This is a genomic window from Streptomyces similanensis (assembly GCF_039543625.1).
Lineage (GTDB): Bacteria > Actinomycetota > Actinomycetes > Streptomycetales > Streptomycetaceae > Streptomyces > Streptomyces similanensis.
Genome location: NZ_BAABKC010000039.1, coordinates 163170 through 187771, shown reverse-complemented (window position 1 = coordinate 187771; position 24602 = coordinate 163170). Strand labels below are relative to the sequence as shown.

Annotated in this window: 6 protein-coding genes; 1 reads left to right on the top strand and 5 read right to left on the bottom strand. The window is 74.7% G+C overall.

All coding sequences use genetic code 11. From position 1 onward, the window contains the following. Window positions 1-1223 precede the first annotated feature (1223 nt). Window positions 1224-1589, bottom strand: a complete 366-nt coding sequence (locus ABEB07_RS13570) for a hypothetical protein (protein WP_345668548.1) — start codon at window positions 1587-1589, stop codon at window positions 1224-1226. Window positions 1590-2070: 481 nt separating this feature from the next. After that, complete coding sequence (locus tag ABEB07_RS13565; RefSeq protein ID WP_345668547.1) at window positions 2071-2712, bottom strand: TetR/AcrR family transcriptional regulator; 642 nt, start codon at window positions 2710-2712, stop codon at window positions 2071-2073. Window positions 2713-2805: 93 nt separating this feature from the next. On the opposite strand from ABEB07_RS13565, the gene ABEB07_RS13560 reads away from it, so the two are divergent. After that, window positions 2806-3552, top strand: a complete 747-nt coding sequence (locus ABEB07_RS13560) for an SDR family NAD(P)-dependent oxidoreductase (RefSeq protein WP_176151663.1) — start codon at window positions 2806-2808, stop codon at window positions 3550-3552. Between the two features lie 102 nt (window positions 3553-3654). Here the strand turns inward: ABEB07_RS13560 and ABEB07_RS13555 are convergent, their stop codons facing one another. From ABEB07_RS13555 to ABEB07_RS13545, 3 genes are all read right to left on the bottom strand, one after another. Beyond that, entirely contained in the window at window positions 3655-4215 is a 561-nt protein-coding gene (locus ABEB07_RS13555; RefSeq protein ID WP_345668546.1) for a GNAT family N-acetyltransferase, read from the bottom strand. A 137-nt stretch (window positions 4216-4352) separates the two neighbouring features. Continuing rightward, on the bottom strand, window positions 4353-4559 hold the full coding sequence (locus ABEB07_RS13550; protein WP_164583607.1) for an MbtH family protein: 207 nt from the start codon (window positions 4557-4559) through the stop codon (window positions 4353-4355). Between the two features lie 106 nt (window positions 4560-4665). Next, window positions 4666-24600, bottom strand: coding sequence for a non-ribosomal peptide synthase/polyketide synthase (locus tag ABEB07_RS13545; protein WP_345668545.1), 19935 nt, complete (start codon window positions 24598-24600; stop codon window positions 4666-4668). Window positions 24601-24602: the final 2 nt, after the last annotated feature.

The following is a 24602-nucleotide window of genomic DNA, read 5'->3' as shown; positions in this document are numbered from 1 at the left end:
GCGCGCGGTCTGCTCCGCAGACACGACGCGCCGCCGCTACGCGGCGGACAAACGCCGCGCTCCGCGCAGCGTAGCCGGCGACTCCGTCACCGGCGTGGCCAACTCCGTTGCCCACGGTCCGAATTGCTCCGCAATTCGGGCTATAAGAATTCGCTCCGCGAATTCCTGGGGCTGGCGATAGCACCCCTGCGGCTTGCATGAGCCCAGCTCAACTCTCTTCACCCATGCTTCATATGGAAGGAACCGGAACTCCGTTGTCGGGTAGAGGACTTCGGTTCTGCCGGATTCCTCCCCCTTCTGAGCCTGCTCCGCAGTCCCGTACGGGACGTTGGCGGGCACTCCGCGCACGCCAACTGTCAGCAGTAGTCAAAGGCGGGGGGTGGAGCGGGAGTCCGGGTGAGAATTGCTCCTGGCGGCCAGTCCGTTCTTCTTGAGCTGGTGGTTTACTGACAGGAGATTGAGCAGGAAGACAACGGAGCCTCCCCCTGTCGCCCATACATGCCATGACGTGGCATCCGGGTCCATCAGCGCCAGAACACAAGCGACGAGTTCAGCGGCAGTGACTGCCGCGAACGCCCACCTGAAGCACCGCAGCCTCTTCACCGTGCGCTCAGGTAACGGATAACGAGCTCTTGCCTGCATCTCCATGCTCAGCGCTTGCCCACTCGCCCCTGCCCCACGCCCGGTCGCGAGAGACTATCTTCCCTACGATCCGAGTCGTGCCCACTCGACTCCCTGAGCCAACTGAGCAACCAGCCTGTGCGTCACTTTTCTAGCCCGCTAGCTATAGAGGCCTCGATAGTACCCCTCCGGCTGGCGAAGCAATTCTTTCCGAAGATTCGCACAACTGAGGTGCGTTTCTTCCGGGCAATGAGAATTTCTGCGATCACGGCACAGACGGCGATAAAGACAAGACTTCCGTTTTGCGGTCCTCCTCGAACGCCGCGCCGATCTGCTCGGGAGTGTCTCCAAGGCGGATCTGCTGATTAAGAACCCGACGGGGAAGGGCCGCAAGCGGTGGACCATGCGCTGGAAGGCGCCCCTGACACGTTCCAGATCACCCCCGAGGACCGCCTGACCCCGAGCAACAACTGACCACTCAACAACCAAGATCAGCCGTTAAATTGACACACCCGCACCTGGATGGCTTTGCGGTTTCCCCAGGACAGCGCGCACCTTGCCATACCCCCGCCGGCGGGCGGGCCGGGTTGCGGGTTCCAACCTCAGTCGGCGTGGCGCACCACGTAGGCGGTGGCGACCGTTTCGGGTGTGTCGGAGTCCGCCAGGACCGCGAGGCGTGGCGCTGTCGTGGTGAGGCGGAACGCCTTCGTCACTGGCTGCGCGCAGTCGAGGCGCCTGACGGCCTTGGCGGTGCCGGATACGGCCGTGAACGTGACCGTTCCCTCTCCTGCGCAGGCCACCTCCACACGCAGCGCGGTGCCGGACTCGATGGTCTCGTCCAGGTTCTGTCCGGGGATCGCGAGTGTCCCGGACGCTATGAAGCCGTCGCCGTCCGTACTGAGACGGCCGGTGGTGCCGAGGAGGCGGCGGGCCTTGTCGTCGAGCCGCTCATGGTCGGGCCGGGACACCCTCTGTGCAGGGGATGCGGCCGGAGCGCTGGCGGACGTCTTCTTCGACGAGGAAGCCCTTGGCGTCTCGACCGAGCCGGAGCAGCCCGGAGTCACGGCCGTCAGGAGTGCGACGGCAGCCAGAGCCGTGGTGGTACGGCGGGTGCGCCGGTACATGGGGTCCCCCGATGAACGCGAGCCGGACCGGGCGGGTGCACGGGCCCCCGTGATCATCCCTTGCAGATCCCCGAACCGGAAGTACCTGCCCACACCAGTGGCACCGATCGTGCGCCCCATACCCTCCCCGGCACAGGGTGTCGCAGGGTTCTGGCTCAGCTTTCGTGCAGTGGCCCCAGTGAGTGACGGCTGAGCGCCTCAGGACGGTATGCCAAGTGGCCCGAGAACAGGCGTCGCCTGCCCGGGATGCGGAGCCTGCTCGACCCGGGTTCGCAACTCTTACTCGCGGTTTCTCGCTGATGTCCTGTGCGCCGGACGAAGTGTCTTAGTCGCGATCCACTCCCACGGGCGCCTGCTGGCGGGTGGGGGGCCAGTTGGTCAGTGCGGTGTCGGCCACTTGTTGGAGTTCGTTGCGGGTGGCGCCGCCGGCGGCCTGGACGGCGATGCCGTTCGCCACGGTCATGAGGTATCGGGCGAGTAGGTCCGGGTCGGTGTCAGGGGGCAGGTCGCCCTCGTCGACTGCTCGCTGGAACCGGTGGCGGAGGCGTGTGCGGCCTTCGTCGCGCCAGGCGATCAGCGCGTCCTGGGCGACCCGTCCGGAGTCGCCGGCGGCCAGCGAGCCCTGCACTCCCAGGCACCCGGCGGGGCAGCCGGGGCGGGTGGTGGCGCCGACCGAGCCGGTCAGGAACTCCGTGGCCACCTCCCGGGCGGTCGGCTTCTCCAGTGCGCGGGCCGCATAGGCGGCGGGGCCTTCGGTGTAGCGCTCCAGGGCCTTGCGGAACAGTTCTTCCTTGTTGCCGAAGGCCGCGTACATGCTCTTGCGGGTGATGCCCATGGCGCTGGTGAGGTCGGTCAGGCTGGCGCCTTCGTAGCCCTGCTCCCAGAAGACCTTCATGGCCTGTTCCAGGGCCTCATCGGCGTCGAAGCCTCTGGGGCGGCCGATCGGCGCTTTCCGGGTGGTCTCCACGGGTCCCATCCTAACGCCTCGATACCGATCGGTGCAGAAGTGCTACGGTTGAGTTCTACACCGATCGGTATCTAAGTTTCTGGAGTTCAGGAAATGGGACAGCTGGAAGGCAAGACCGCCGTCGTCACCGGCGGCAGCACGGGGATCGGCCTGGCCACCGCCGTGCGACTGGCGTCCGAGGGCGCCCATGTGTTCATCACCGGCCGCCGCCAGGACGTGCTCGACCGGGCCGTCGAGTCGATCGGCCCCGCGGTGACGGCGGTGCGGGGCGACATCGCGGAGCCGGCCGACCTCGACCGGCTGTACGACGCGGTCCGTGACCGCGGTCGGGGTCTGGACGTGCTGTTCGCCAACGCGGGCCTGGCCACACTCGCAACGCTGGCGCAGGCCACCCATGAACAGTTCGACCAGATCTTCGGCGTCAACGTCCGGGGCACGCTGCTCACCGTGCAGAAGGCGCTGCCGCTGCTCAACGACGGCGCCTCGGTGATCCTGAACGACTCCGTCCGCGCCGACGACGGCCGGGAGGCCTTCGGCCTGTACGCGGCGTCGAAGGCCGCGGTCCGGTCTCTCGCCCGGACCTGGGCCAACGAGCTGAGGAGCAAGGGAATCCGGGTCAACACGGTCGCGCCGGGCGCGATCGACACCCCCGGAGTCGACCTCGCCGTCGGTGAGGAGAACGCGGCCGCCGTCAAGGCCGAACTCGCCGCGGGAGTGCCGATCGGCCGCAGGGGGCGACCGGAGGAGGTCGCCGCCGCCGTGGCGTTCCTCGCCTCCGCGGACAGCAGCTTCGTGCTCGGCACCACCCTGCACGTGAACGGCGGCGAGAACCAGTTCTGACCCCCGCCGTGCCAGGGCCGGCCGCTTCGGCTTCCGCGGCGGGTGCTGTGCCTCGGGCAGTGGCTGGACGGTCAGGTGGCAGTGAGTACTCCCTGGTCGGAGTCAGGCCGGCAGGGGCGGTGCGGAGTCCGTCGTGGGGGGCGTGGCCGGAGTCGTCGAGGGCGTTGTGGGGATGATCAGGAGTTTGGTGACGGAGCCGTCGTCGCCGACGACGTCGCGCAGTTCGCGGAAGCCGAGCCTGCGGCACATGGACAGGCTGGCGGTGTTCTCCGCGCCGACCATGCCGTAGGCCTCCTTCAGGCCCAGTTCGTCGGCGGCGTACCGGAGCAGACCGCGGACCGCCTCGCCGCCCAGGCCGCGGCCCCAGTGTCCGGGGACGAGGGCGGTGACGAGTTCGTGTCCGTCGACGTTGCCGGTCTTCTTGACCTCCGCGTGGCCGACGTAGGCGCCGTCCAGCCACAGGCCCCACACGTCGAAGAGGCGCTGCGGGTACACGTCGTCGAGGATGGCGCGGAACAGTTCGCGGATCTGCGGTTCGGGCACGAGGTCCTGGCCCATCCAGCGGCACACCTCCTCGTTGCGCAGCAGGGCGACGAAGTGGTCCTCGTCCTGTGGGCGGTAGGGCAGGAACTCCAGGCGTTCGGTGCGCAGGGGCGGGGTCATGACGGTCTCCTCGGTTCGGGTGGTGCGCGGGGTGGCGGGCGGGGTGGTGGGGCACCGAGGGCGCCGGGGACCGTGGGGGGAGGCGCCGGGCCGGCGCGGTGCGCGCGGCCCGGCGTGCCGGTGGTGCGGCGGGCGGGTCAGGCTCCGGTGGGGCTGTCCATGCGCTCGCGCAGGCTGCGCGGCCGCATGTCGGTCCACACCTCGTCGACGTAGTCGGAGCACTCCGCCTCGGTGCCCTCCTTGCCGACGGGCTGCCAGCCGGCGGGCACCTCCACGTCGACGGGCCACAGGGAGTACTGCTCCTCGTCGTTGCGCAGCACCTGGTAGCGGGTGTTCTCGTCCATGTCGTCTCCTCGGGTCGTCATCGTGCGTCGTCGGGGGGTTGGGATCGTGTGCGTCCGGTCGGGGCCGGGGGTGCGCGGGACCGGCCGGGGCGGTCGGGGTGGTCCGTCACCGGCCTCCCCTGGCGTGCCGGGCGAGGCGGCGCAGGGCTTCGGCGAAGTCCTCGGCCGCGCGGCGCACGCTCGGTGTGTCGTGGATGGCGGGCCGGTGGTGCCAGGTGAAGGCGAGCCGGCCGTTCTGGACCGCGCCCACCACCTCCACCAGGTGTGAGCCGGGGTCGCGGGGGTCGTGGTCCTGGCCGAAGGAGCCGTGCTCGGTGCGGACCAGGCCGCCGTGCGCGGTCTCGGGGCGGGCGTCCCACTGGCCCAGGTAGTTGAAGACGACCTGGCTGTGGGCGCCGTCGCCGAGCCGTCGGCGCACCTCGGGCGGGCCGAAGGTGCGCAGGGCGCCGTAGCCGAGCCCGTTGCCGGGCACGGCGCGCAGCTGGCGGCGCACCGATTTGACCAGGCCGCGCCAGTCCCGGTCGGGGCCGAGGTCGTCGGGGGCGGTGACCTGGAGGGCGACGGGGTGGACGGTGGTGAACCAGCCGACGGTGCGCGAGAGGTCGACGCCGTCGAGCAGGTCCTCGCGGCCGTGGCCTTCGAGGTCGAGGCGGACCCGGTCGTGGCCGCTCCAGCGGGCCAGGGCCAGGGCGAGCGCGGCGAGCAGGACGTCGTTGACGCGGGTGCGGTAGGCGGTGGGGGCGTGGCGCAGCAGGGCGGCGGTGTCGTCCTCGTCGAGTTCGACGGCGACCACGGCGGTGGTGGCGGTGTCGGCGTCGGCCGGTGGGTCGGCGGGGGCCGGTTCGGCCTGTACGGCTTCTTCCCAGTGGGGCAGTTCGTGGTCGAGGCCGCCTTCGGCGACGTGGGCGGCCAGGCCGCGCGACCAGTCGCGGAAGCTGGTGCCGCGCTCCCCCAGGTCGATGTCCTGGCCCTGGACGGCCTGGTGGTAGGCGGTTTCCAGGTCGTCGCGCAGGATGCGCCAGGAGACGGCGTCGACGACCAGGTGGTGGGCGATCAGGAGGAGGTACGCCGGCCGGCCGGTCCCGGTGAACAGGGCGGCTCGCAGGTGCGGTCCGTGGGCGAGGTCGAAGGAGACGTGCAGGTCGTCGGCGGCCGCGGTCATGGCGGCGTCGGCTTCCCGCTCGTCCAGGCCGGTGAGGTCGTGGCGGGTGAGGACGTCGTAGGCGCCGGCGGGCGGCGGGTCGAACTGCCGCCAGCCGTCGGCCTCGTGGGTGAAGCGCATCCTGAGGGCGTCGTGGTGGTCGAGCAGCGCGTCGAGTGCGCGGCGCAGTGCCTCGGGGTCGGGGGCCGCGCCGAGTTCGAGCAGTGCGGACTGGTTGAAGTGGTGGTGTGCGGCGCGCGGGGTGGTCAGGAACCAGTTCTGGATGGGGGTGAGGGGGACTTCGCCGGTGGCGGGGCCGGTGTCGGCGCGGCGGGGGGCGTCGGTGACGACGGTGGCGAGTTCGGCGACGGTCTGGTGGGTGAACAGGTCGCGGGTGGCCAGGTGCAGGCCGTCGCGGCGCAGTCGGGAGACCACCTGCATGCTGAGGATGGAGTCGCCGCCGAGGGCGAAGAAGTTGTCGTGGGCGCCGATGCCCTCGACGCCCAGGACGTCGGACCAGATGCGGGCGATGCGCTGTTCGGTGGGGGTGCGCGGGGCGGTGCCCGTCTCGCCGGCCGTCCGGGCGGGGCCGGGGGCGGGCAGGGCGCGCCGGTCGGTCTTGCCGTTCGGGGTGAGCGGCAGGCGCGGCAGCGGGACGAACAGGGAGGGCACCATGTGCGGGGGCAGTTGCTCGGCCAGGTGCTGGCGCAGTTCGGTGACGGGTACGGCGGTGGCGGCCGGGTCGGTGGGCACGACGTAGGCGACGAGGCGGGCGGGGCCTTGGGCGCCGTCGGGTGCCTGGTCGGTGCGGACGACGACCACGGCGTCGCGTACGAGTGCGCTGCGGCGCAGGGCGCTTTCTATCTCGCCGGGTTCGATGCGGAAGCCGCGCAGTTTGACCTGGCCGTCGGCGCGTCCGGCGAACCGGAGTCGGCCGTCGGCGCTCCAGCGCACCAGGTCGCCGGTGCGGTACATGCGCTCCCCCGGCGCGCCGAACGGGTCGGGGACGAAGCGGGCGGCGGTCAGTGCGGGGCGGTGCAGGTAGCCGCGGGCGAGGCCGGCGCCGGCGACGTACAGCTCTCCGGTGACGCCGGGCGGGACGGGGTTGAGGGCGGCGTCCAGGACGTAGAGGCGGGTGGCGCCGGAGGGGCGGCCGATGGGCGGGGCGCCGGCGCCGGGGGTGAGGGGGCCGGTCCAGGTGGCGACGACGGTGGCCTCGGTGGGGCCGTAGGAGTTGATCATGCGGCGGCCGGGGGCCCAGGTGTCGACCAGGTCGGCCGGGCAGCTCTCGGCGCCGACGATCAGGGTGCGCAGGTCGGGCAGGTTCTCGGCGGTGCCGGGCGGGACGGTGGCGAGCGCGGCGGGCGGGATCAGGGTGTGGCTGATGCGCCGGTGGGCGAGGACCTCGGCCAGCCGCTCCCCGACCAGGGGGCCTTCTTCGCCGGTGACCAGGGTGGCGCCGCTGAGCAGGGAGGTGCACAGCTCCAGTACGGAGGCGTCGAAGCTGGGTGAGGCGAATTGCAGGACGCGGTCGCCTGGTCCTGCGGCGTACCGCTCGGCGGCGGCCGCGGCGAAGGAGGCGAGGCCGCGGTGGGTGACCGCGACGCCCTTGGGGGTGCCGGTGGAGCCGGAGGTGTAGATGACGTAGGCGGGGTGGTCGCAGGTGAGTGCGGTGGTGCGTTCGGTGTCGGTGGGCGCGGTGTCGGGTCCTTCGGCGCTCCACACCTGGGCCGGGTCGTCGAGGACGAGGTGGGCGCCCGCGTCGCGGATCATGAACGCGCGTCGCTGGGCGGGGTAGTCGGGGTCGACGGGCAGGAAGGCGGCGCCGGCCTTGGCGACGGCGAGCTGGGCCACGACCGTCGCGGCGGAGCGGGGCAGGGCGAGGGCGATGACGTGCTCGGGTCCGGCGCCGTCGCGGATGAGCCGGTGGGCGAGCCGGTTGGCGGCCTTGTCCACGTCCGCGTAGGTGAGCCGTCGTTCGCCGTCGGCGAGCGCCACCGCGTCGGGGGTGCGGGCCGCCTGGCGCTGGAAGAGGTCGGCGAGGGTCGCCTCGGGGACCGGGCGGAAGGCGCCGACTCCTTGTTCCAGCAGGGCTTTGGTCTCGTCGGGGCCGGTCAGCGGGAGGGCGCCCAGGGGGCGGTCGGGGTCGTCGGCGACGGCGGCGAGCAAGGTGGCGAGCTGGTCGGCCATCCGCTCGGCGGTGGCGGCGTCGAACAGGTCGGTGCTGTAGGTGATGAGGCCGTGGAGGGTGCCGGACGGCGTCTCGGCGAACTCCAGGGTGAGGTCGAACGCCGCGTGCTCGGAGTCGGGTTCGAGGTCGGTGACCTCCAGGCCGGGCAGGTCGAGTCCGGCGCCGGGGGTGTTCTGGAGGACGACCATCACCTGGAACAGGGGGCTGCGGCTGGTGTCGCGGGCGGGCCGTACCTCGTCCACGACTCGTTCGAAGGGCACGTCCTGGTGGGCGAAGGCGTCCAGGACGGTCTGCCGTACGTCGGTGAGGAACGCGCTGAAGGGCTGGGCGGCCTCGACGCGGGAGCGCAGGACCAGGGTGTTGACGAAGAAGCCGACGAGGCCCTGTGTCTCGGTCCGGTCGCGGCCGGAGGTGACGGTGCCGACGGCGATGTCCTCGCCGCCGGTGAGCCGGGCCAGGTAGCTCTGGGCGACGGCGACGAGTGCGGTGAACAGGGTGGTGTTGCGGTCGCGGGCGATCCGGGTCAGCGCGCGGGCGGTGCGGGCGGGCACCACCAGGCGGGTGGTCGCGCCGCCGCCGGTGCGCACCGGGGGCCCGGGGCGGTCGGTGGGCAGTTCCAGGGTCTCGATGCCGGTCAGGCGCTCCTTCCAGTGGGCGAGCTGCTCGTCGGTGCCGGTGGCGCCGGTGGTGGTGCGCTGCCAGTGCGCGTAGTCGGCGTACTGCACCGGCAGCGGCGGCAACTCGGTTTCTTCCCGGCCGAGTTCGGTGCGGTAGAGGTGGGCGAGGTCGCCGAGCAGGACGGAGGTCGACCAGCCGTCGGTGACGATGTGGTGCAGGGCGAGGGCGAGGACGTGCTCGTCCTCGGCGGTCCGGAACAGGGTGGTGCGCAGCAGCGGGCCGCGGCGCAGGTCGAAGGGGCGGGTGCGCTCCTGGGTGAGGTGCCCGCGCAGCGTCGCTTCGCGGTCGGCGGCCGGCAGGTGGGTGAGGTCGTGCAGCGGCAGGTGTGTCGCTCGCGGCGGGTGGACGATCTGTACGCCGTGGCCGTCGGCGCTGTCGAAGGTGGTGCGCAGGGATTCGTGGCGGGCGGTGAGGGCGTCGAGGGCGGCGCGCAGGGCGCCGGTGTCGAGGGCGCCGCGCAGGCGCAGGGCGAGCGCGGTGACGTATTCGGCGCCGCCCGGGGCGAACTCCTCAAGGAACCAGAGGCGTTGCTGGGCGTAGGACATGGGCGCCAGCGCTTCGCGGGCGACCGGGACGATGGGCGGCCGGACGTTGTCGTGCCGTGCGCCGATGAGTTCGGCGAGCGCGGCGGGGGTGGGGTGGGTGAAGACGGCGCGGGGGGTGAGGTCGGCGCCGAACTCCTCGGCGAGGCGGGAGGCGAGGCGGATGCTGAGGATGGAGTCGCCGCCGAGCTGGAAGAAGTCGTCCTCCACTCCGGGGGGCTGGATGCCGAGGACGTCGGCGAAGACGGCCGCGGTGCGGCGTTCGGCGTCGGTGCGGGGGGCGACGCGTGCGGGCCGGGGGGTGGCCTCGGGGACCGGGAGCGCGGCGCGGTCGACCTTGCCGTTGCCGCTGAGCGGGAGGGCGTCGAGGGGGACGAAGGCGGTGGGGACGAGGTAGTCGGGCAGGGTGCGGGCGGCGAAGTCGCGCAGTGCGCCGGTGTCCACGGCGGTGGTGCCGCTCGCGCCGACCACGTAGGCGACGAGCCGTTTGGCGCCGGGCCGGTCCTCGCGGGCGAGCACGGCGACGTCGGCGACGTCCGGGTGGGCGGCGAGCGCGGCCTCGACCTCGCCGGGTTCGATGCGGAAGCCGCGGATCTTCACTTGGTCGTCGGCGCGGCCGAGGAATTCCACGGCGCCGTCCGGCCGGCGGCGGGCGAGGTCGCCGGTGCGGTACATGCGGGCGCCGGGCGGGCCGAGGGGGTCGGCGAGGAAGCGGGCGGCGCTCTCGCCGGGGCGGCCGAGGTAGCCGCGGGCGACGCCTTCGCCAGCGAGGTACAGCTCGCCGGCGCAGCCGGGCGGGACAGGGCGCAGCCGGGCGTCCAGGACGTGGACGCGCATGTCGTCCAGGGGGTGGCCGATGGGCACGGTGGCGGGCACCGCGGCCGGGTCGGCGAGGGCGTAGGAGGTGGCGAAGGTGGTGGTCTCGGTGGGGCCGTAGCCGTCCACCACGGTCAGGCCGGGGCAGGCGGCGAGGACGTCGCGGACGGCCTGGGCGGGCACCACGTCGCCGCCGGTCCACACCTGGGCGAGGCCGCGGAAGCAGTCCGGGGCGTCCTGGGCGAGGAGCCGGAACAGGCCGGCGGTGAGCCACAGCGCGGTCAGCCGGCCGTCGGCGGCCAGGCGCCGCACCAGGGCGGCGTCGACGTCGCCCGCGGGGGCGACGACCACGCGGCCGCCGTTGAGCAGTGGCGCCCACACCTCGAAGGTGGCGGCGTCGAAGGCGGCCGGCGAGTGCAGCAGCACGCGTTCGCAGGCGCCGCCGGCGAAGCGGCTGTCGGTGGCCAGCGCCGCGATGTCGCGGTGGCGTACCGCGACCGGCTTGGGCCGGCCGGTGGAGCCGGAGGTGAACATGATGTAGGCGAGCCGGTCGGGGTCGACGGCCGGGAGCGCCTGGCCGGGCGGTGCGGTGCGGGCGGCGGCGACGTCGGCCGCGGTGAGGCGGACGGCGGCGCCGGCCTGGGCGAGCAGGGCGTGGCGGCGTTCTTCGGGGGCGCGGGTGTCGACGGGGACGTAGGCGCCGCCGGCGAGGAGGACGGCGAGCTGGGCGACGACCAGTTCGGCCGAGCGGTCGAGGGTGAGCGCGACGCGTTCCTCGGCGGCCAGTCCGTCGGCCAGCAGCCGGGCGGCGAGCCGGCCGGCCCAGTCGGCGAGGTCGGCGTAGGTCAGGTCGCGTTCGTCGTCGGAGATCGCGACGGCGTCGGGGGTGCGCCGGGCCTGTGCGGTGAACACGTGCGCCGGACCGGTCCGGGCGGGCGGGCGGGCGGTGGTGTTCCAGGTGGTCAGCAGTTCGCGGTCGGCGTCGGTGAGCAGGTCGAGCCGGGCGAGGTCGCCGTCGAGGCCGTCGGCGAGGGCGGTGAGCAGGGCGGCCAGCCGGTCGGCGGCGCGTTCGGCGGTGCCGTGGTCGAACAGGGCGGGGTCGTAGGCCAGGTCGAAGCCGAGCCGTTCGGTCAGGTGGGCGCGCAGGCACCAGGGGAAGGTGGTGGCGTCGTCGGCGCGGACCTCCTCGACGCGTACGCCGGTGCGGGCCGTCGCGGACTCGTCCACGGGGTAGTTCTCGAAGACCACCATGCTGTCGAACAGCGCTTCTCCGGGCGGGACTTCGCTGACGGCCTGGATGCGGGACAGGGCGAGGTGGTCGTGGCGGCGGGACTCGATCTGGTCGTCCTGGAGGCCGCGCAGCCAGGGCAGCACCGCGCCGAAGGGGACGCGGACCCGGGTCGGCACGGTGTTGATGAACATGCCGATCATGGTCTCGACGCCGGGGAGTTCGGCCGGGCGGCCGGAGACGGTGGTGCCGAAGACGACGTCGTCGCGGCCCGCCTGCCGGGCCAGGAGCAGCCCCCAGGCGCCCTCGACGAGGGTGTTGACGGTGAGGGAGGCGCGGGCGGCGGCCTCCCGCAGGCGCTGTGAGACGTCCTCGTCCAGTGCGCGGTGGACGGCGGCGCCGGAGCGGGCGCGGTGCGCCTCGGTGGGGACGCGGTCGTAGGGCAGCGGGGTGCGGGCGGTGAAGCCGGCGAGCGCCTCGGTCCAGTGCGCTTCGGCGGCGGCCGGGTCCTGTGCGGCGATCCAGTGCAGGTAGTCCGCGAACGGGCGGCGCAGCGGGGGCGCGGTGTCGGGGCCGCCGGTGAGGGCGGCGTAGCGTTCGCAGACCTCGGTGAGCAGTTGTCCGGTGCTCCAGCCGTCGAGGGCGATGTGGTGGGTGGACCACACCAGGAGTACTTCGTCGTCGGGCAGGGCGGCCAGGGTGAGGCGGGTCAGCGGTGCGGTGGTGAGGTCCATGCCGGCCGCGCGGTCGTCGGCGAGCAGCCGTTCGGTGCGCTCGGCCCGCTGGGCGGGGGTGAGTTCGCGCCAGTCGAGGTGGGTGACGGGCAGTTCGGCGCGGTGGTGGACCAGTTGCACGGGGTGCGGCAGCGCGGTCCAGTGGACGCTGGTGCGCAGGGCGGGGGTGCGGTCGGCGACCTGCTGCCACGCGGCGGCGAAGGCGTACGGGTCGGTGACGCCGGAGAGCCGGACGGCCGTGCGGTCGGCGTAGGCGCTGACGGTGTCGACCAGGCCGTGGAAGAGCATGCCGGACTGGAGCGGGGTGAGCGGCAGGACGTCCTCGGTGGCGCGGCCGTCGCCGACGAGCCGGTCCAGCTGGTCCTGGGTGAGGCGGGCCAGCGGGAAGTCGGAGGGGGTGCGGCCGCCGGCGCCGGGGCGGGCGCAGTGCGCGGCGATGTCGGCGAGGGCGGCCGCCGTCTCCTCGGCCAGGCGGCGCACGGTGGCCTCGTCGTAGACGGCCGGCGGGTAGGTCCAGCCGAGTTCGAGGCGGCCGTGCTGGACGACGCCGGTGACGTCGAGCAGGTAGGGGCGGTCCTCGTCGGGGTCGGTGTCGCGGCCGGCCGGGGGCAGGGAGCCGCGGATCAGGCCGTCGGCGGCGGGGCCGCCGGTGTCCCACTGTCCGTGGTAGTTGAAGCCGATCTGCGGGGCGGGGGCGGTGTCGAGCGGGCCGCCGGGCGTCAGGTGGCGCAGGGCGCCGTGGCTGAGGCCGTGGCGGGGCACGGCGCGCAGCTGTTCCTTGACCGAGCGGAGGGTGTCGTGCCAGCCGGCGTCGGGGTCGACGCGCAGGGCGAGCGGGAACTCGGCGGTGAACCAGCCCACGGTGCGCGAGAGGTCCACGTCGTCGAAGAGGTCCTCGCGGCCGTGTCCCTCCACCCCGAGCAGGACGCTGTCGCGTCCGCACCAGCGGGCGAGGGTGCGGCCGAGGGCGCTGAGCAGGACGTCGCCCACCTGGGTGCGGTAGACCTCGGGGACCTGCCGCAGCAGGGCGTCGGTCGTCGTCTCGTCCAGTGCGACGGTGACGGTGTCGGCGGCGCCGTGGGTGCGGGGGCCGGGCCGTCCGGGCGGCAGGGCGGCGGGTGTGTCGGCGGCGCGGGTCCAGTAGGAAAGGTCGGCGTCGAGTGCGCCGGAGCGGGTGTGCTGCTCCAGCCGGGCGGCCCAGTGGCCGAAGGGTGTTCCGTTGGGCGGGAGTTTGACCGGTTCGCCGGCCGCGGCGGTGCGGTGCGCGGCCTCCAGGTCGGCGAGCAGGATGCGCCAGGAGACGCCGTCGATCACCAAGTGGTGTGCGGTGAGGACGAGTTGGCCTGGGCGTCCGGGGCCGCGGTCGAGGAACAGGGCGCGGACGACGCGGCCTTCGGTGGGGTCGAGGGTGCGCTGCGCCTCGTCGGTGAGTCGCTGGGCCTGCGCCTCCAGGGCGATGTCGTCGAGCGTGCTCGTGTCGTGCCGGGTGAGGACGGGCTGCGGCGGCGCGGGCAGAGCTTCCTGCCGCCAGCCGTCGGGGGTGCGGCGAAAGCGGGTGCGCAGGGCCGGGTGGTGGCGTACGACGGCGTCCACGGCCTGGCGCAGGGCGGCCGGGTCGGTGTCCGGGGCCAGTTCCAGGCGCTGGGTCATGGTGAAGCGCAGCGGGTCGCCCGGGTCGCGGCCGTCGAGGTACCAGTGCTGGATCGGGGTGAGCGGCGCCTCGCCGGTCTCCGGCAGCGCGCTCGCCGGGACGGGCGGGGCGGACTCGGCGGTGCTCAGGGCGAGTTCGGCGATCGTCTGGTGGCGGAAGACGTCCTTGGTGGTGAGGGCGAGGCCGGCCTGCCGGGCGCGGGAGACGATCTGGATGCTGAGGATGGAGTCGCCGCCGAGCGAGAAGAAGTTGTCGCGGGCGCCGACCCGTTCGACGCCGAGCACCTCGGCCCAGATCGCGGCGAGGCGTTCCTCGGCGCCGGGGCGCGGGGCGACGTAGGCGGTGCTGCTGTCGGGCTGGGCGGGCGGGGCGGGCAGCGCCCGCCGGTCGGTCTTGCCGCCGGTGGTGCGCGGGATGCGGGCCAGCGGCACGAACGCGGCGGGCACCATGTGGTCGGGCAGGGTGCGGCGCAGCTCCATCCGCAGCGCGTCGGCCGAGGGCACGCGCTCGCCGACGGGCACGACGTAGGCGACCAGCATCAGGCGGCCGGCGTGTTCGCGGGCGGCGACCGCGGCGTCGGCGACGTCCGGGTGGGCCAGCAGGGCCGCCTCCACCTCGCCGGGCTCGATGCGGAAGCCGCGGATCTTGACCTGTTCGTCGACGCGGCCCAGGAACTGGAGCAGTCCGTCCCGGTCCCAGCGGGCGCGGTCGCCGGTGCGGTACATCCGCTCCCCCGGCGCGCCGAACGGGTCGGCGACGAAGCGCGCGGCGGTCAGGCCCGGCCGGTCCAGGTAGCCGCGGGCCACCTGCGCCCCGGCCAGGTACAGCTCGCCGGGCACTCCGGGCGGCGCCGGGCGCAGCCGGCCGTCGAGGACGTAGGCGCGCACGCCTCCGCCGGGGCGGCCGATGACAGGCCGGTCGGGGCTGTCCTGGACGCGGCCGTAGACGGCGTCGACGGTGGTCTCGGTGGGGCCGTACATGTTGAGGACGGTCACGCCGTGGTCGCGTTCGGCGGCGGCGAGGTCGCGCCACAGGGCGGCGGGGACTGCCTCGCCGCCGACGAGGAGCAGGTCCGGGTGGTGGCGGCCGGGCGCGAGCAGGCCGGCGGCGAGCAGTTCGCGCAGGAAGGACGGGGTGACGTTCACCCAGTCGAGGCGTTCGCTGTCGATCCGGTCGCAGAACGCCTCCGGATCCAGGCGTACGTCCTCGTCCACGAGGTGCACCTGGTGGCCGAGGGCGAGCAGCAGCGGGCCCTCCCAGGAGGTGTCGAAGGAGAAGGAGGCGCTGAGCGCGGCCCGCAGCCGGCGTCCGCCCCGGGTGTGCGCGGCGAGCAGTCCGTCGCGGTGGTCGTGGCAGAGGTTGACCAGCTGGCGGTGTTCGACCAGGACGCCCTTGGGGCGGCCGGTGGAGCCGGAGGTGTAGACGATGTAGGCGGCGTTCTCGGGCAGCAGCGGCCGGGCGCGGTCGGCGTCGGTGGGGTCGTGGGCGGGCAGCCGGTCCCAGGGCACGTCGTCCAGGGAGGTCAGCAGGGTGTGCGGGCGGGCGTCGGCGAGCAGCAGTCGCCGTCGTTCGGCGGGCAGTGCGGGTTCGAGGCAGAGCAGGGTGGCGCCCGCCTTGAGGACGGCGAGCACGGCGGCCACCAGGTCGGCGGTGCGCGGCAGTTGGACGGCGACGACCTGTTCGGGGCCGGCTCCCAGGGCGATGAGGTGGTGGGCGAGGCGGTTGGCGCGCTCGTTCAGCGCGGTGAAGTCGTAGGCGGTGTCGCGGGCCGTCAGGGCGGTGGCGTGCGGGGTGCGGGCGGCCTGCGCCTCGAACAGGGCGGGGAAGACGGTGGCGGGTGCGGGCAGCGGGATGCCGCGGCCCTGGCGCAGCACCTGTTCCTCTTCGGCGTCGGTCATCAGCGCCAGCGCGCCCACGGCCCGGCCGGGGTCGTCGGCCGCGGCCCGCAGCAGGGTGGTCAGGCGGGCGGCGAGGAGGCCGGCGGTCTCGGCGTCGAACAGGCCGGTGTCGTACTCCAGGTAGCCGGTGAGGCCGCCGTCGCGCTCGACGAAGTCGAAGGCGAGGTCGAAGGTGGCGGTGCGCACCGGCGGGGTGATCGCGCTCGCCTCGACGCCGGGCAGCCGGGGCGCCTCGGCGCCCAGGTTGTGCAGGGCGACCATGACCTGGAAGAGCGGGGTGCGGCTGGTGTCGCGTTCGGGCTGTACGGCGTCCACGACGCGTTCGAAGGGCGCTTCCTGGTGGGCGAAGGCGTCCAGGACGGTGCCGCGCACCTCGCCCAGCAATTCGTGGAAGGACTTCTCCTCGCGCACCTGAGAGCGCAGCACCAGGGTGTTGACGAACATGCCGACGACGTCGTGCAGTTCGGGCCGGTCGCGGCCGGCGGTGACGGTGCCGACCGTGATGTCCCGCTGGCCGGACCAGCGGGACAGCAGGATCTGGCAGGCGGTCACCAGCGTCATGTACAGGGTGGCGTCGGCGGCCCGGCCGCGTTCGCGCAGCCGTTCGGTGAGGTCGGCGGGCAGGGTGAAGGTCGTCAGGGCGCCGGTGCGGCCGCGGGTGGCCGGGCGCGGCCGGTCGGTGGGCAGTTCCAGCGGGGTGACGCCGTCCAGGACGCGGCGCCAGTGGTCGAGGTGGGCCTCGACGTGGTCGGCGCGGGCGCGCTGCCAGGCGGCGAAGTCGGCGTAGCGCACGGGCAGGTCGGGCAGGTCGGCCGGGCGGCCCTGGAGGGCGGCGGCGTACAGCTCGCCCAGGTCGCGGCCGATCACGCCGAGGGACCAGCCGTCGGTGACGATGTGGTGCACGGCCAGGACGAGGACGTGTTCGTCGGTGTCGACCTCGGCGAGGCGGGCCCGCAGCAGCGGTCCGGCGGCCAGGTCGAAGGGGGTGCTCGCCTCGTGGTGCAGCAGGGCGTCCAGTGCGGTGTCGTCCGGGCAGTGCGTGCGGGCGAGCTCGACCGGGGCGGGCGGGTGGACGATCTGCCGGGCGGCGCCGTCGTGTTCGGCGAAGGTGGTGCGCAGCGCCTCGTGCCGGGCGACCAGGCCGTCCAGGGCGCGGCGCAGCGCGCCGGTGTCGAGCGGGCCGCGCAGCCGCAGCACGGACAGGGTGGTGTACTCGGCGCCGCCCGGCTCAAACCGGTCGAGGAACCACAGGCGTTGCTGGGCGTGCGACAGGGGCGCCGGGGTGTGCGGGTCGGCGGCGGGGATGGTGTCGGCGGCGTCCGGGGCCGTGCCGTCGCCGAGGGCGGCGGCGAGATCGGCGAGGACGGGGTGGGTGAACAGCAGCCGCGGGGACACGTCGGCGCCGAAGGCGGTGCGCAGCCGGGAGACGACGCGGACGGCGAGCAGGGAGTCGCCGCCCAGGGCGAAGAAGTTGTCGTGCGCGCCGACCTCGTCGGTGTCCAGGACGTCGGTCCAGGCGGCGGCGACCAGGTGTTCGGCGGGGGTGCGCGGGGCGACGCGTTCGCCGTCGGCGGCGAAGCCGCCGGGTCCGGGCGCGGGCAGGGCGCGCCGGTCGAGCTTGCCGTTGACGGTGAGCGGCAGCGCGGCCATCGGCACGTAGGCGGCGGGCACCATGTGCGCGGGCAGCGAGCGTTCCAGGTGGGCGCGGAGTGCGGCGGCGGGCGGGGGCGGCGCGGCCTGGTCGCCGGCGCCCGTGCCGACGACGTGGGCGACGAGGCGGCGGGTGCCTGCGGCGTCCTCGTAGACGCCGACGGCGGCCGCCGCGACGCCGGGGTGGGTGTGCAGGGCGGCCTCGATCTCGCCGGGTTCGATGCGGTAGCCGCGTATCTTGACCTGCTGGTCGGCGCGGCCGAGGTAGTCCAGTGCGCCGTCCGGGCGCAGCCGGGCGCGGTCGCCGGTGCGGTACATGCGCTCGCCGGGCCGGCCGAAGGGGTCGGCGAGGAAGCGGGTGGCGGTCAGGCCGGGCCGGTTGAGGTAGCCGCGGGCCAGGCCCTGTCCGGCGACGTACATCTCGCCCACGGCGCCCGGCGGGACGGGGTGCAGGGTGTCGTCCAGGACGTGGACGCGCAGGTCGGGTATGGCGGCGCCGATCGGGCTGCCCGCTCCCGCGCCGGGGGTGGTGCGCTCCAGCGGGGCGTAGGTGACGTGCACGGTGGTCTCGGTGATGCCGTACATGTTGACCAGGCGGGGCGCGGTGTCCGGGTGGCGGGTGTACCAGTCGGCGAGGCGGGTGACGTCCAGTGCCTCGCCGCCGAAGATCACCGTGCGCAGGGCGAGCCGGGCGCCGGTGTCGGGGTGTTCGGCGTCGGCGCGGATGAGCGGGTAGAACGCGGACGGGGTCTGGTTGAGGACGGTGACCCGTTCGTCGGCGAGCAGGCGCAGGAAGTCCTCCGGGGAGCGGGCGGTGTCGTCGGGGACGACGACGAGCCGGCCGCCGTGCAGCAGCGGCCCCCACAGTTCCCATACGGAGAAGTCGAAGGCGTAGGAGTGGAACAGCGTCCACACGTCGTCGGGACCGAAGCCGAACCACTGCCGGGTGCGGGTGAACAGCCGGACGACGTTGGCGTGCGGGATGACGACGCCCTTGGGGCGGCCGGTGGAGCCGGAGGTGTAGATGGCGTAGGCGGGGCTCTCGGGCAGCGGGCGGCGGGCCGGGTCGGCGGGGCCCGCGGCGGGGCGGCGGGCCAGGTCGGCGCGGACGTCCGGGTCGTCGAGGGCCAGCACAGCGACGGCGGTGTCGGCGGTGTCCACGGCGGCCGCCGTGGTGGTGACCAGGGCCACCGGGGCGGTGTCGGCCAGGAGGTGGGCGACGCGTTCGGCGGGGAGCCGCGGGTCCACGGGCAGATAGGCGGCGCCGGTCTTCAGGACGGCGAGGACGGCGGTGACGAGATCGGCGCCGCGGGGCAGGGCGAGGGCGACGTACCGCTCGGGTCCGGCGCCGAGTTCGGCGAACCGGTGGGCGAGGCGGCCGGCGCGGGCGTCCAGGGTGGCGTAGTCGACGCGCTCCTCGCCGCAGGTGACGGCCTCGGCGGCCGGGGTGCGGGCGGCTTGTGCCTCGAAGAGGTCCACCAGGGTCAGCTCGGGGCGGTCCGCGGTGTCCGCGGCGTCCGGCGCCGGGCGGAGTTCCTCGGCGGGGGTGCGGGCGAGGGCGCGCAGGGGGCGGTCGGGGTCGTCGGCGAGCTGGGTGAGCAGCAGGCACAGCCGGTCGGCGAGGGAGCGTACGGTCGCGGCGTCGAACAGGTCGGGCTCGTAGGCGAGGTCGAAGCCGAAGCGTTCGCCCTGGTGGGCCCGCAGGAGGAGCGGGTAGTTGGTGGCGTCGCGGCCCGAGACGTCCGTGAGGCGGATTCCGGAGGCCGCCGAACGGGCCTGGTCGAAGGGGTAGTTCTCGAAGGCGACCATGCTGTGGAACAGCGGGCTGCCGGACGGCACGTCGCTCAGGCCGGTGAGTTCGGCCAGGGAGACGGCGGCGTGCCGGCGGGCCTCGGCCTGGGCCTCCTGGAGGTCGCGCAGCCAGGCGGCGGCGGTGCGGGCGCCGTCGACGCGCACCCGGGTGGGCAGGGTGTTGATGAACATGCCGACCATCGACTCGACGCCGGGCAGGTCGTCGGGGCGGCCGGAGACGGTGGTGCCGAACAGCACGTCCGGCTCGGCGCTGTAGCGGGACAGCAGCAGCGCCCAGGCGCCCTGGACGACAGTGCCGAGGGTGAGTCCCGCGCCGCGGGCGGTGCGGGCGAGCCGGGCGGAGGTCTCCTCGGACAGGGCGCCGATGTGCACGGCCGCCGAGCGGGTCTCGTGCCCGGGGCGCGGGGCGCGGTCGGCGGGCAGCGGGGTGGGGGCGGCGAAACCGCCGAGTACGCCGCTCCAGTGGGCGCGGGCCGTCTCGGCGTCCTGTCCGGCCAGCCAGCGCACGTAGTCGCCGAAGGGGCGGCGCACCGGCGGCGGCGCGCCGGCGCCGGTGGTGAGCGAGGCGTACTCCTCGAAGACCTCGGTGAGGACCTGGGCCAGGCTCCAGCCGTCGAGGATCAGGTGGTGGGAGGTCCACAGCAGGTGCAGCCGGGCGTCGGGCAGGCGGATCAGGGTCAGCCGCATCAGGGGCGCGGCGGCCAGGTCGAGTCCCCGGGCCAGGTCGTCGGAGCGCAGCCGGTCCAGGCGTACGGCGCGTTCGTCGGCGTCGAGGCCGCGCCAGTCGAGGACGGTGAGGGGCACGGGCACGTCGCGGTGCACGACCTGGAGCGGGACGGGGACGTCCTCCCACACCACCGAGGTGCGCAGGGCGGGCGTGCGGTCGGTCACCCGCTGCCAGGCGGCGGCCAGGGCGTCCGGGTCGTTCACGCCCTCCAGCAGCAGCGCGGCCTGGTCGACGTAGACGTCGTCGGGGCCGCCGACCAGGCGGTGGAAGAGCATGCCCTCCTGGAGCGGGGTGAGCGGGAGCAGGTCCTCGATCCGGCGGCCGTCGCCGGCCAGGCGGTCCACGCGGGCCTGGTCGAGGCGGGCCAGCGGGAAGTCGGAGGGGGTGCGGCCGCCCGCGCCGGGCCGGGCGCAGTGCTCGGCGACGGCCGTGAGGGCGCGGACCATGCCGTCGGCCAGTTCTTCCACCGTCGCGGCCCGGTGCACCTGGTCGCTGTAGTGCCAGGTGATCTCCAGTTCGCCGTCGGCCACCAGGGCGGAGACGTCCAGGAGGTGGTCCAGCGGCTCGTCCGGCTCCGTCTCCCGGCCGGGCGCCTGGCCGGTGGGCGCGAAGTCGCCGCCGCCGGGGGCCTCCCACTGGCCGTGGTAGGTGAAGCAGACCCGGGGCAGCGGCACCTCGCGCAGGGCGCGGGCGTCCGGGTGCGGCGAGCCGAGGTGGGCGAGGGCCTGGTAGCCGAGGCCGCGGCGGGGCACGGCCCGCAGCTGCTCCTTGACGGCCTTGAGCGTGGCCCCCCAGTCGCCCCGGGGGCCGGGGGTGAGCGTGACGGGGTACTGGGTGGTGAACCAGCCGACGGTGCGCGACAGGTCGGCGCCCTCGACGAGGTCCTCCTCGCGGCCGTGGCCCTCCAGGGCGACGGTGACGCGTTCGGCGCCCGTCCAGTCGGCGAGCACCCGGCCCAGGGCGCTCAGCAGCACGTCGTTGACCTGGGTGCGGTACGCGCCCGGCACCCGGCGCAGCAGCGCGTCGGTGGTGGCGCGGTCCACCCGGGTCCGCACGGTGCGCACGGTGCCGGCGAGCGGGGCGCCGGGCAGGTCGGCGGGCAGCGGGGCGGGGGCGGTGGCGACCTGGGCCGTCCAGTACGGCAGGTCGTCGTCGAAGGCGCCGGCGCGCACCTGTTCGGCCAGGCTGCGGGCCCAGTCGGCGAAGGCGGTCTGCTCCGGCTCCGGGCGGGGCTCCTGTCCCGCCGCCGCCCGGCGGTAGGCGTGCTCCAGGTCGGCGAGCAGCACCCGCCAGGAGACGCTGTCGACGGCGAGGTGGTGGGCGGTCAGGAACAGGCGCGGGCGGGGGTGGTCGCGGCCCGGGAGCAGGACGGCGCGCAGCAGCGCTCCGGTGGCCGGGTCCAGTGCGGCACGGGCGGTGTCCGCGGCTTCGGCGTCCACGGCTTCGGCGTCCACGGCTTCGGCGTCCGCCGCCTCGGTGGGTGTGGCGGGCGTGGTGGGGCGGGTGAGGAGGCCGGTGGCCGGGCCGGTACCGGGTTCCTGGCGCCAGCCGTCCTCGGTGCGGGTGAAGCGGGCGCGCAGCGCGGGGTGCCGGGTCACGACGGCTTCCAGCGCGCGTTCCAGCGCCCGGTCGTCCAGGTCGGCGGGCAGGTCGAGCAGCATCGACATGCTGAGGCGGCGCGGGCCGTGGGTGGCGAGGAACCACTCCTGGACCGGGGTGAGCGGGGCGGGTCCTTCGTCGTGCCGGGGGCGCCGGGGTGCGGGCAGGGCCGAGCTCCGGCCGGACGCGGCGGCGGCGAGGTCGGCGACCGTCTGGTGGCGGAAGACGTCCTGGGAGCCGATCCGCAGCCCCGCGGCGCGGGCGCGCGAGACGGCCTGGATGCTCAGGATGGAGTCGCCGCCCAGCTCGAAGAAGTTGTCCGTGACGCCGACCCGGCCGACGCCGAGCACCTCGGCCCAGATGCCGGCCAGGGTCTCCTCGGCGGGGGTGCGCGGGGCGACGTACTCGTGCCGCCGCTCGGCGTCCTCGACGTCGGGGGCGGGCAGGGCGCGGCGGTCCAGCTTGCCGCTGGTGGTCAGGGGCAGCGCGGGCAGCGCGGTGAAGGAGGACGGCACCATGTGGTCGGGCAGCACCCGGCGCAGGGCGGCGCGCAGATCGGCGGGCGCGGGCGCCGCGTGACCGGAGGCGGGGACGACGTAGGCGGCGAGCCGGGTGTGGCCGCCGGGGTCGGTCAGGCCGACGACCGCCGCCGCGGCGACCTGTTCCAGGTCCAACAGGGCGGCCTCGATCTCGCCGGGTTCGATGCGGTGGCCGCGCACCTTGACCTGGTCGTCGGCGCGGCCGAGGTAGTCCAGGCGTCCGTCGGCGGTCCAGCGGGCCAGGTCGCCGGTGCGGTACATGCGGGCGCCGGGCGGGCCGTAGGGGTCGGCGAGGAAGCGGGCCGCGGTCAGGGCGGGGCGTCCGGCGTAGCCGCGGGCCAGCTGTTCGCCGGCGAGGTACAGCTCGCCGCCGACGCCGGGCGGCACCGGGCGCAGCCGGTCGTCCAGGACGTACGCGTTCACGCCGGGCAGCGGGCGGCCCACCAGCGGGCGGTCGGCGGCCTCGATACGGCAGGCCAGCGCGTCGACGGTGCATTCGGTGGGGCCGTAGAAGTTGTAGGCGGCCACGTCCGGCAGCGCGGCCAGTTCGCGCCACAGGGCGGGGCCGAGGGCCTCGCCGCCGAGCATCAGCACGCGGGGGTGGTGGCGGGGGTCGGTGAGCAGGCCGGCGGGCAGCAGTTGCCGCAGGTAGGAGGGGGTGACGTCGAGGAAGTCGACGCGGTGTTCGACCACGTACTCCACCAGGGCGGCCGGGTCCCTGCGGGTCTCCTCGTCCACGAGGTGCAGCGGGTGGCCGTCGGCCATCAGCAGGACGCCTTCGAGGGAGGTGTCGAAGGAGAACGACGCGGTCAGCGCCACCCGCAGCGGGCCGCCGCCGGCGTCCGCGACGAAGCCGGCCCGGTGGGCGGCGAGCAGGCGCGTCGCCGAGCGGTGCGAGACGGCGACGCCCTTGGGCCGGCCGGTGGAGCCGGAGGTGTAGATGACGTACGCGGTGTTCCGCGGATCCAGGCCGTCGCGGGCGGGCTCGGTGGCCGGGGCGGTGTCGGGTACGGCGCGCAGCGTCTCCTCGTCCAGGACCAGGGCGGGGCGGGCGTCGTCCAGCAGGTAGGCGACGCGTTCCTCGGGCAGGGCTGGGTCCAGGGGCAGATAGCCGGCGCCGGACTTCCAGACGGCGAGGATCGCGGTGATCATGTCGGCGGTGCGCGGCAGTCTGAGCGCGACCAGCCGTTCGGGGCCGGCGCCGAGGGCGGTGAGGTGGTGGGCGAGGCGGTTGGCGCGGGCGTTCAGGGTGGCGTAGTCGAGGCGTTCGCCGCCGGCGACGAGGGCGAGGGCGTCGGGGGTGCGGGCGGCCTGCCGGGCGAACAGGTCGGGGTAGGTGGTGTCCTCGACGGGGCCGGGTTCGGTGACGCCGGTGGCGACGGTCCGCAGCGCCTCCTGCTCGGACAGCAGCGGCAGGGCGCCCAGCGGGCGGTCGGGTGCGGCGGCGGCGCCTTCGAGCAGACGCAGCAGCTGCCCGGCCATGCGCTCGGCGGTGGCCGCGTCGAACAGGTCGGTGCGGTACTCCAGCAGGCCGGTCAGCGCTTCGCCGTCGGGGACGAACTCGACGCTGAGGTCGAAGGTGGCCGCCTGCCGGGGCACGGTGACCGGGGTGGTGGCCAGGCCCTCGGGGGCGGTGGCGGCGGGCGGGTCGGGGTGCAGCAGCACCATCACGTCGAACAGCGGGTTGCGGCCCGCCTCCCGGACCGCGCCGACCGCCTCGACGATCCGCTCGAACGGCGTGTCGCCGTGTGCGAAGGCGCTGCCCACGGTGTCGGCGGTGCTGGTCAGCAGGTCGCGGAAGGAGGCGGCGGGCTCGACGCGGGTGCGCAGGACGACCGTGTTGACGTAGAAGCCGACGGCGCGTTCGAGGTCGGTGCGGGTGCGGCCGGGGGTGAGCGAGCCGACGGTGATGTCGTCGCGGCCGGACCAGCGGGCCAGCAGGGCCTGGGTTGCGGCGACCAGGGCGGTGTGCAGGGTGGTGTGCCGCTCCCGGGCCAGTGCGCCGAGCCGGGCGGTGAGCGGTGCGGGGACGGTGAAGGTGTGCACGGCGCCCGCGCCGGCCTCCTCGCCGCGCCGCGGCCGGTCCATGGGCAGTTCCGGGGCGACCGCGCCGGCCAGGTGCTCGCGCCAGTGCGCGAGGTGGCGCTCCAGGCGCTCTCCGGAGAGCCGGTCGCGCTGCCACACGGCGAAGTCGGGGTACTGGACCGCGACCGGCGGCAGGTGCACGTCGTCGCCCTGGGCCAGGGCTGTGTAGGCGGTGCACAGCTCGTCCAGGACGACGCCCATCGACCAGCCGTCGATGACGATGTGGTGGGCGGTCAGCAGCAGGACGTGGGCGGTGTCCGACTCGCGCAGCAGCAGGGCGCGCAGCAGGGGGCCGTGGCGCAGGTCGAAGGGGCGGGCGTACTCCGCGAGCAGGTCGGCGTCCAGGTCGGCGGTGTCCCGCAGCGGCAGCGGCACCGGGGCGGCGGGGTGCACGCTCTGCGCGGGCCGGCCGTCGCTCTCGTCGAAGGTGGTGCGCAGCGCCTCGTGCCGCTCGACCACGAGGTCCAGGGCCCGCTGGAGGGCGACGTGGTGCAGCGGGCCGGTCAGGCGTACGGCGACCGCGCTGTTGTAGCGGGCGTCGCCGGGGCGCAGCCGGTCGAGGAACCACAGGCGCTGCTGGGCGAAGGACAGCGGCAGCGGACGGTCGCGGTCGGCGCGCGCGATGCCCCGCGCGGCGGCGTCCGGGGCGGCGTTGCGGGCCCGTCCGGCCAGCCGGCGGCGCAGCGCTTCCCGCATCTGTTCGGGCAGGGCTTCGGCGCGGTCTCGCTTCGAAGGGTTCGAAGACGTCATGG

Coding starts and splice junctions, on each gene's coding strand:
- ABEB07_RS13560 (WP_176151663.1), top strand. CDS start 2,806: ATGGGACAGCTGGAAGGCAAGACCGCCGTCGTCACCGGCGGCAGCACG.
- ABEB07_RS13555 (WP_345668546.1), bottom strand. CDS start 4,215: ATGACCCCGCCCCTGCGCACCGAACGCCTGGAGTTCCTGCCCTACCGC.
- ABEB07_RS13550 (WP_164583607.1), bottom strand. CDS start 4,559: ATGGACGAGAACACCCGCTACCAGGTGCTGCGCAACGACGAGGAGCAG.
- ABEB07_RS13545 (WP_345668545.1), bottom strand. CDS start 24,600: ATGACGTCTTCGAACCCTTCGAAGCGAGACCGCGCCGAAGCCCTGCCC.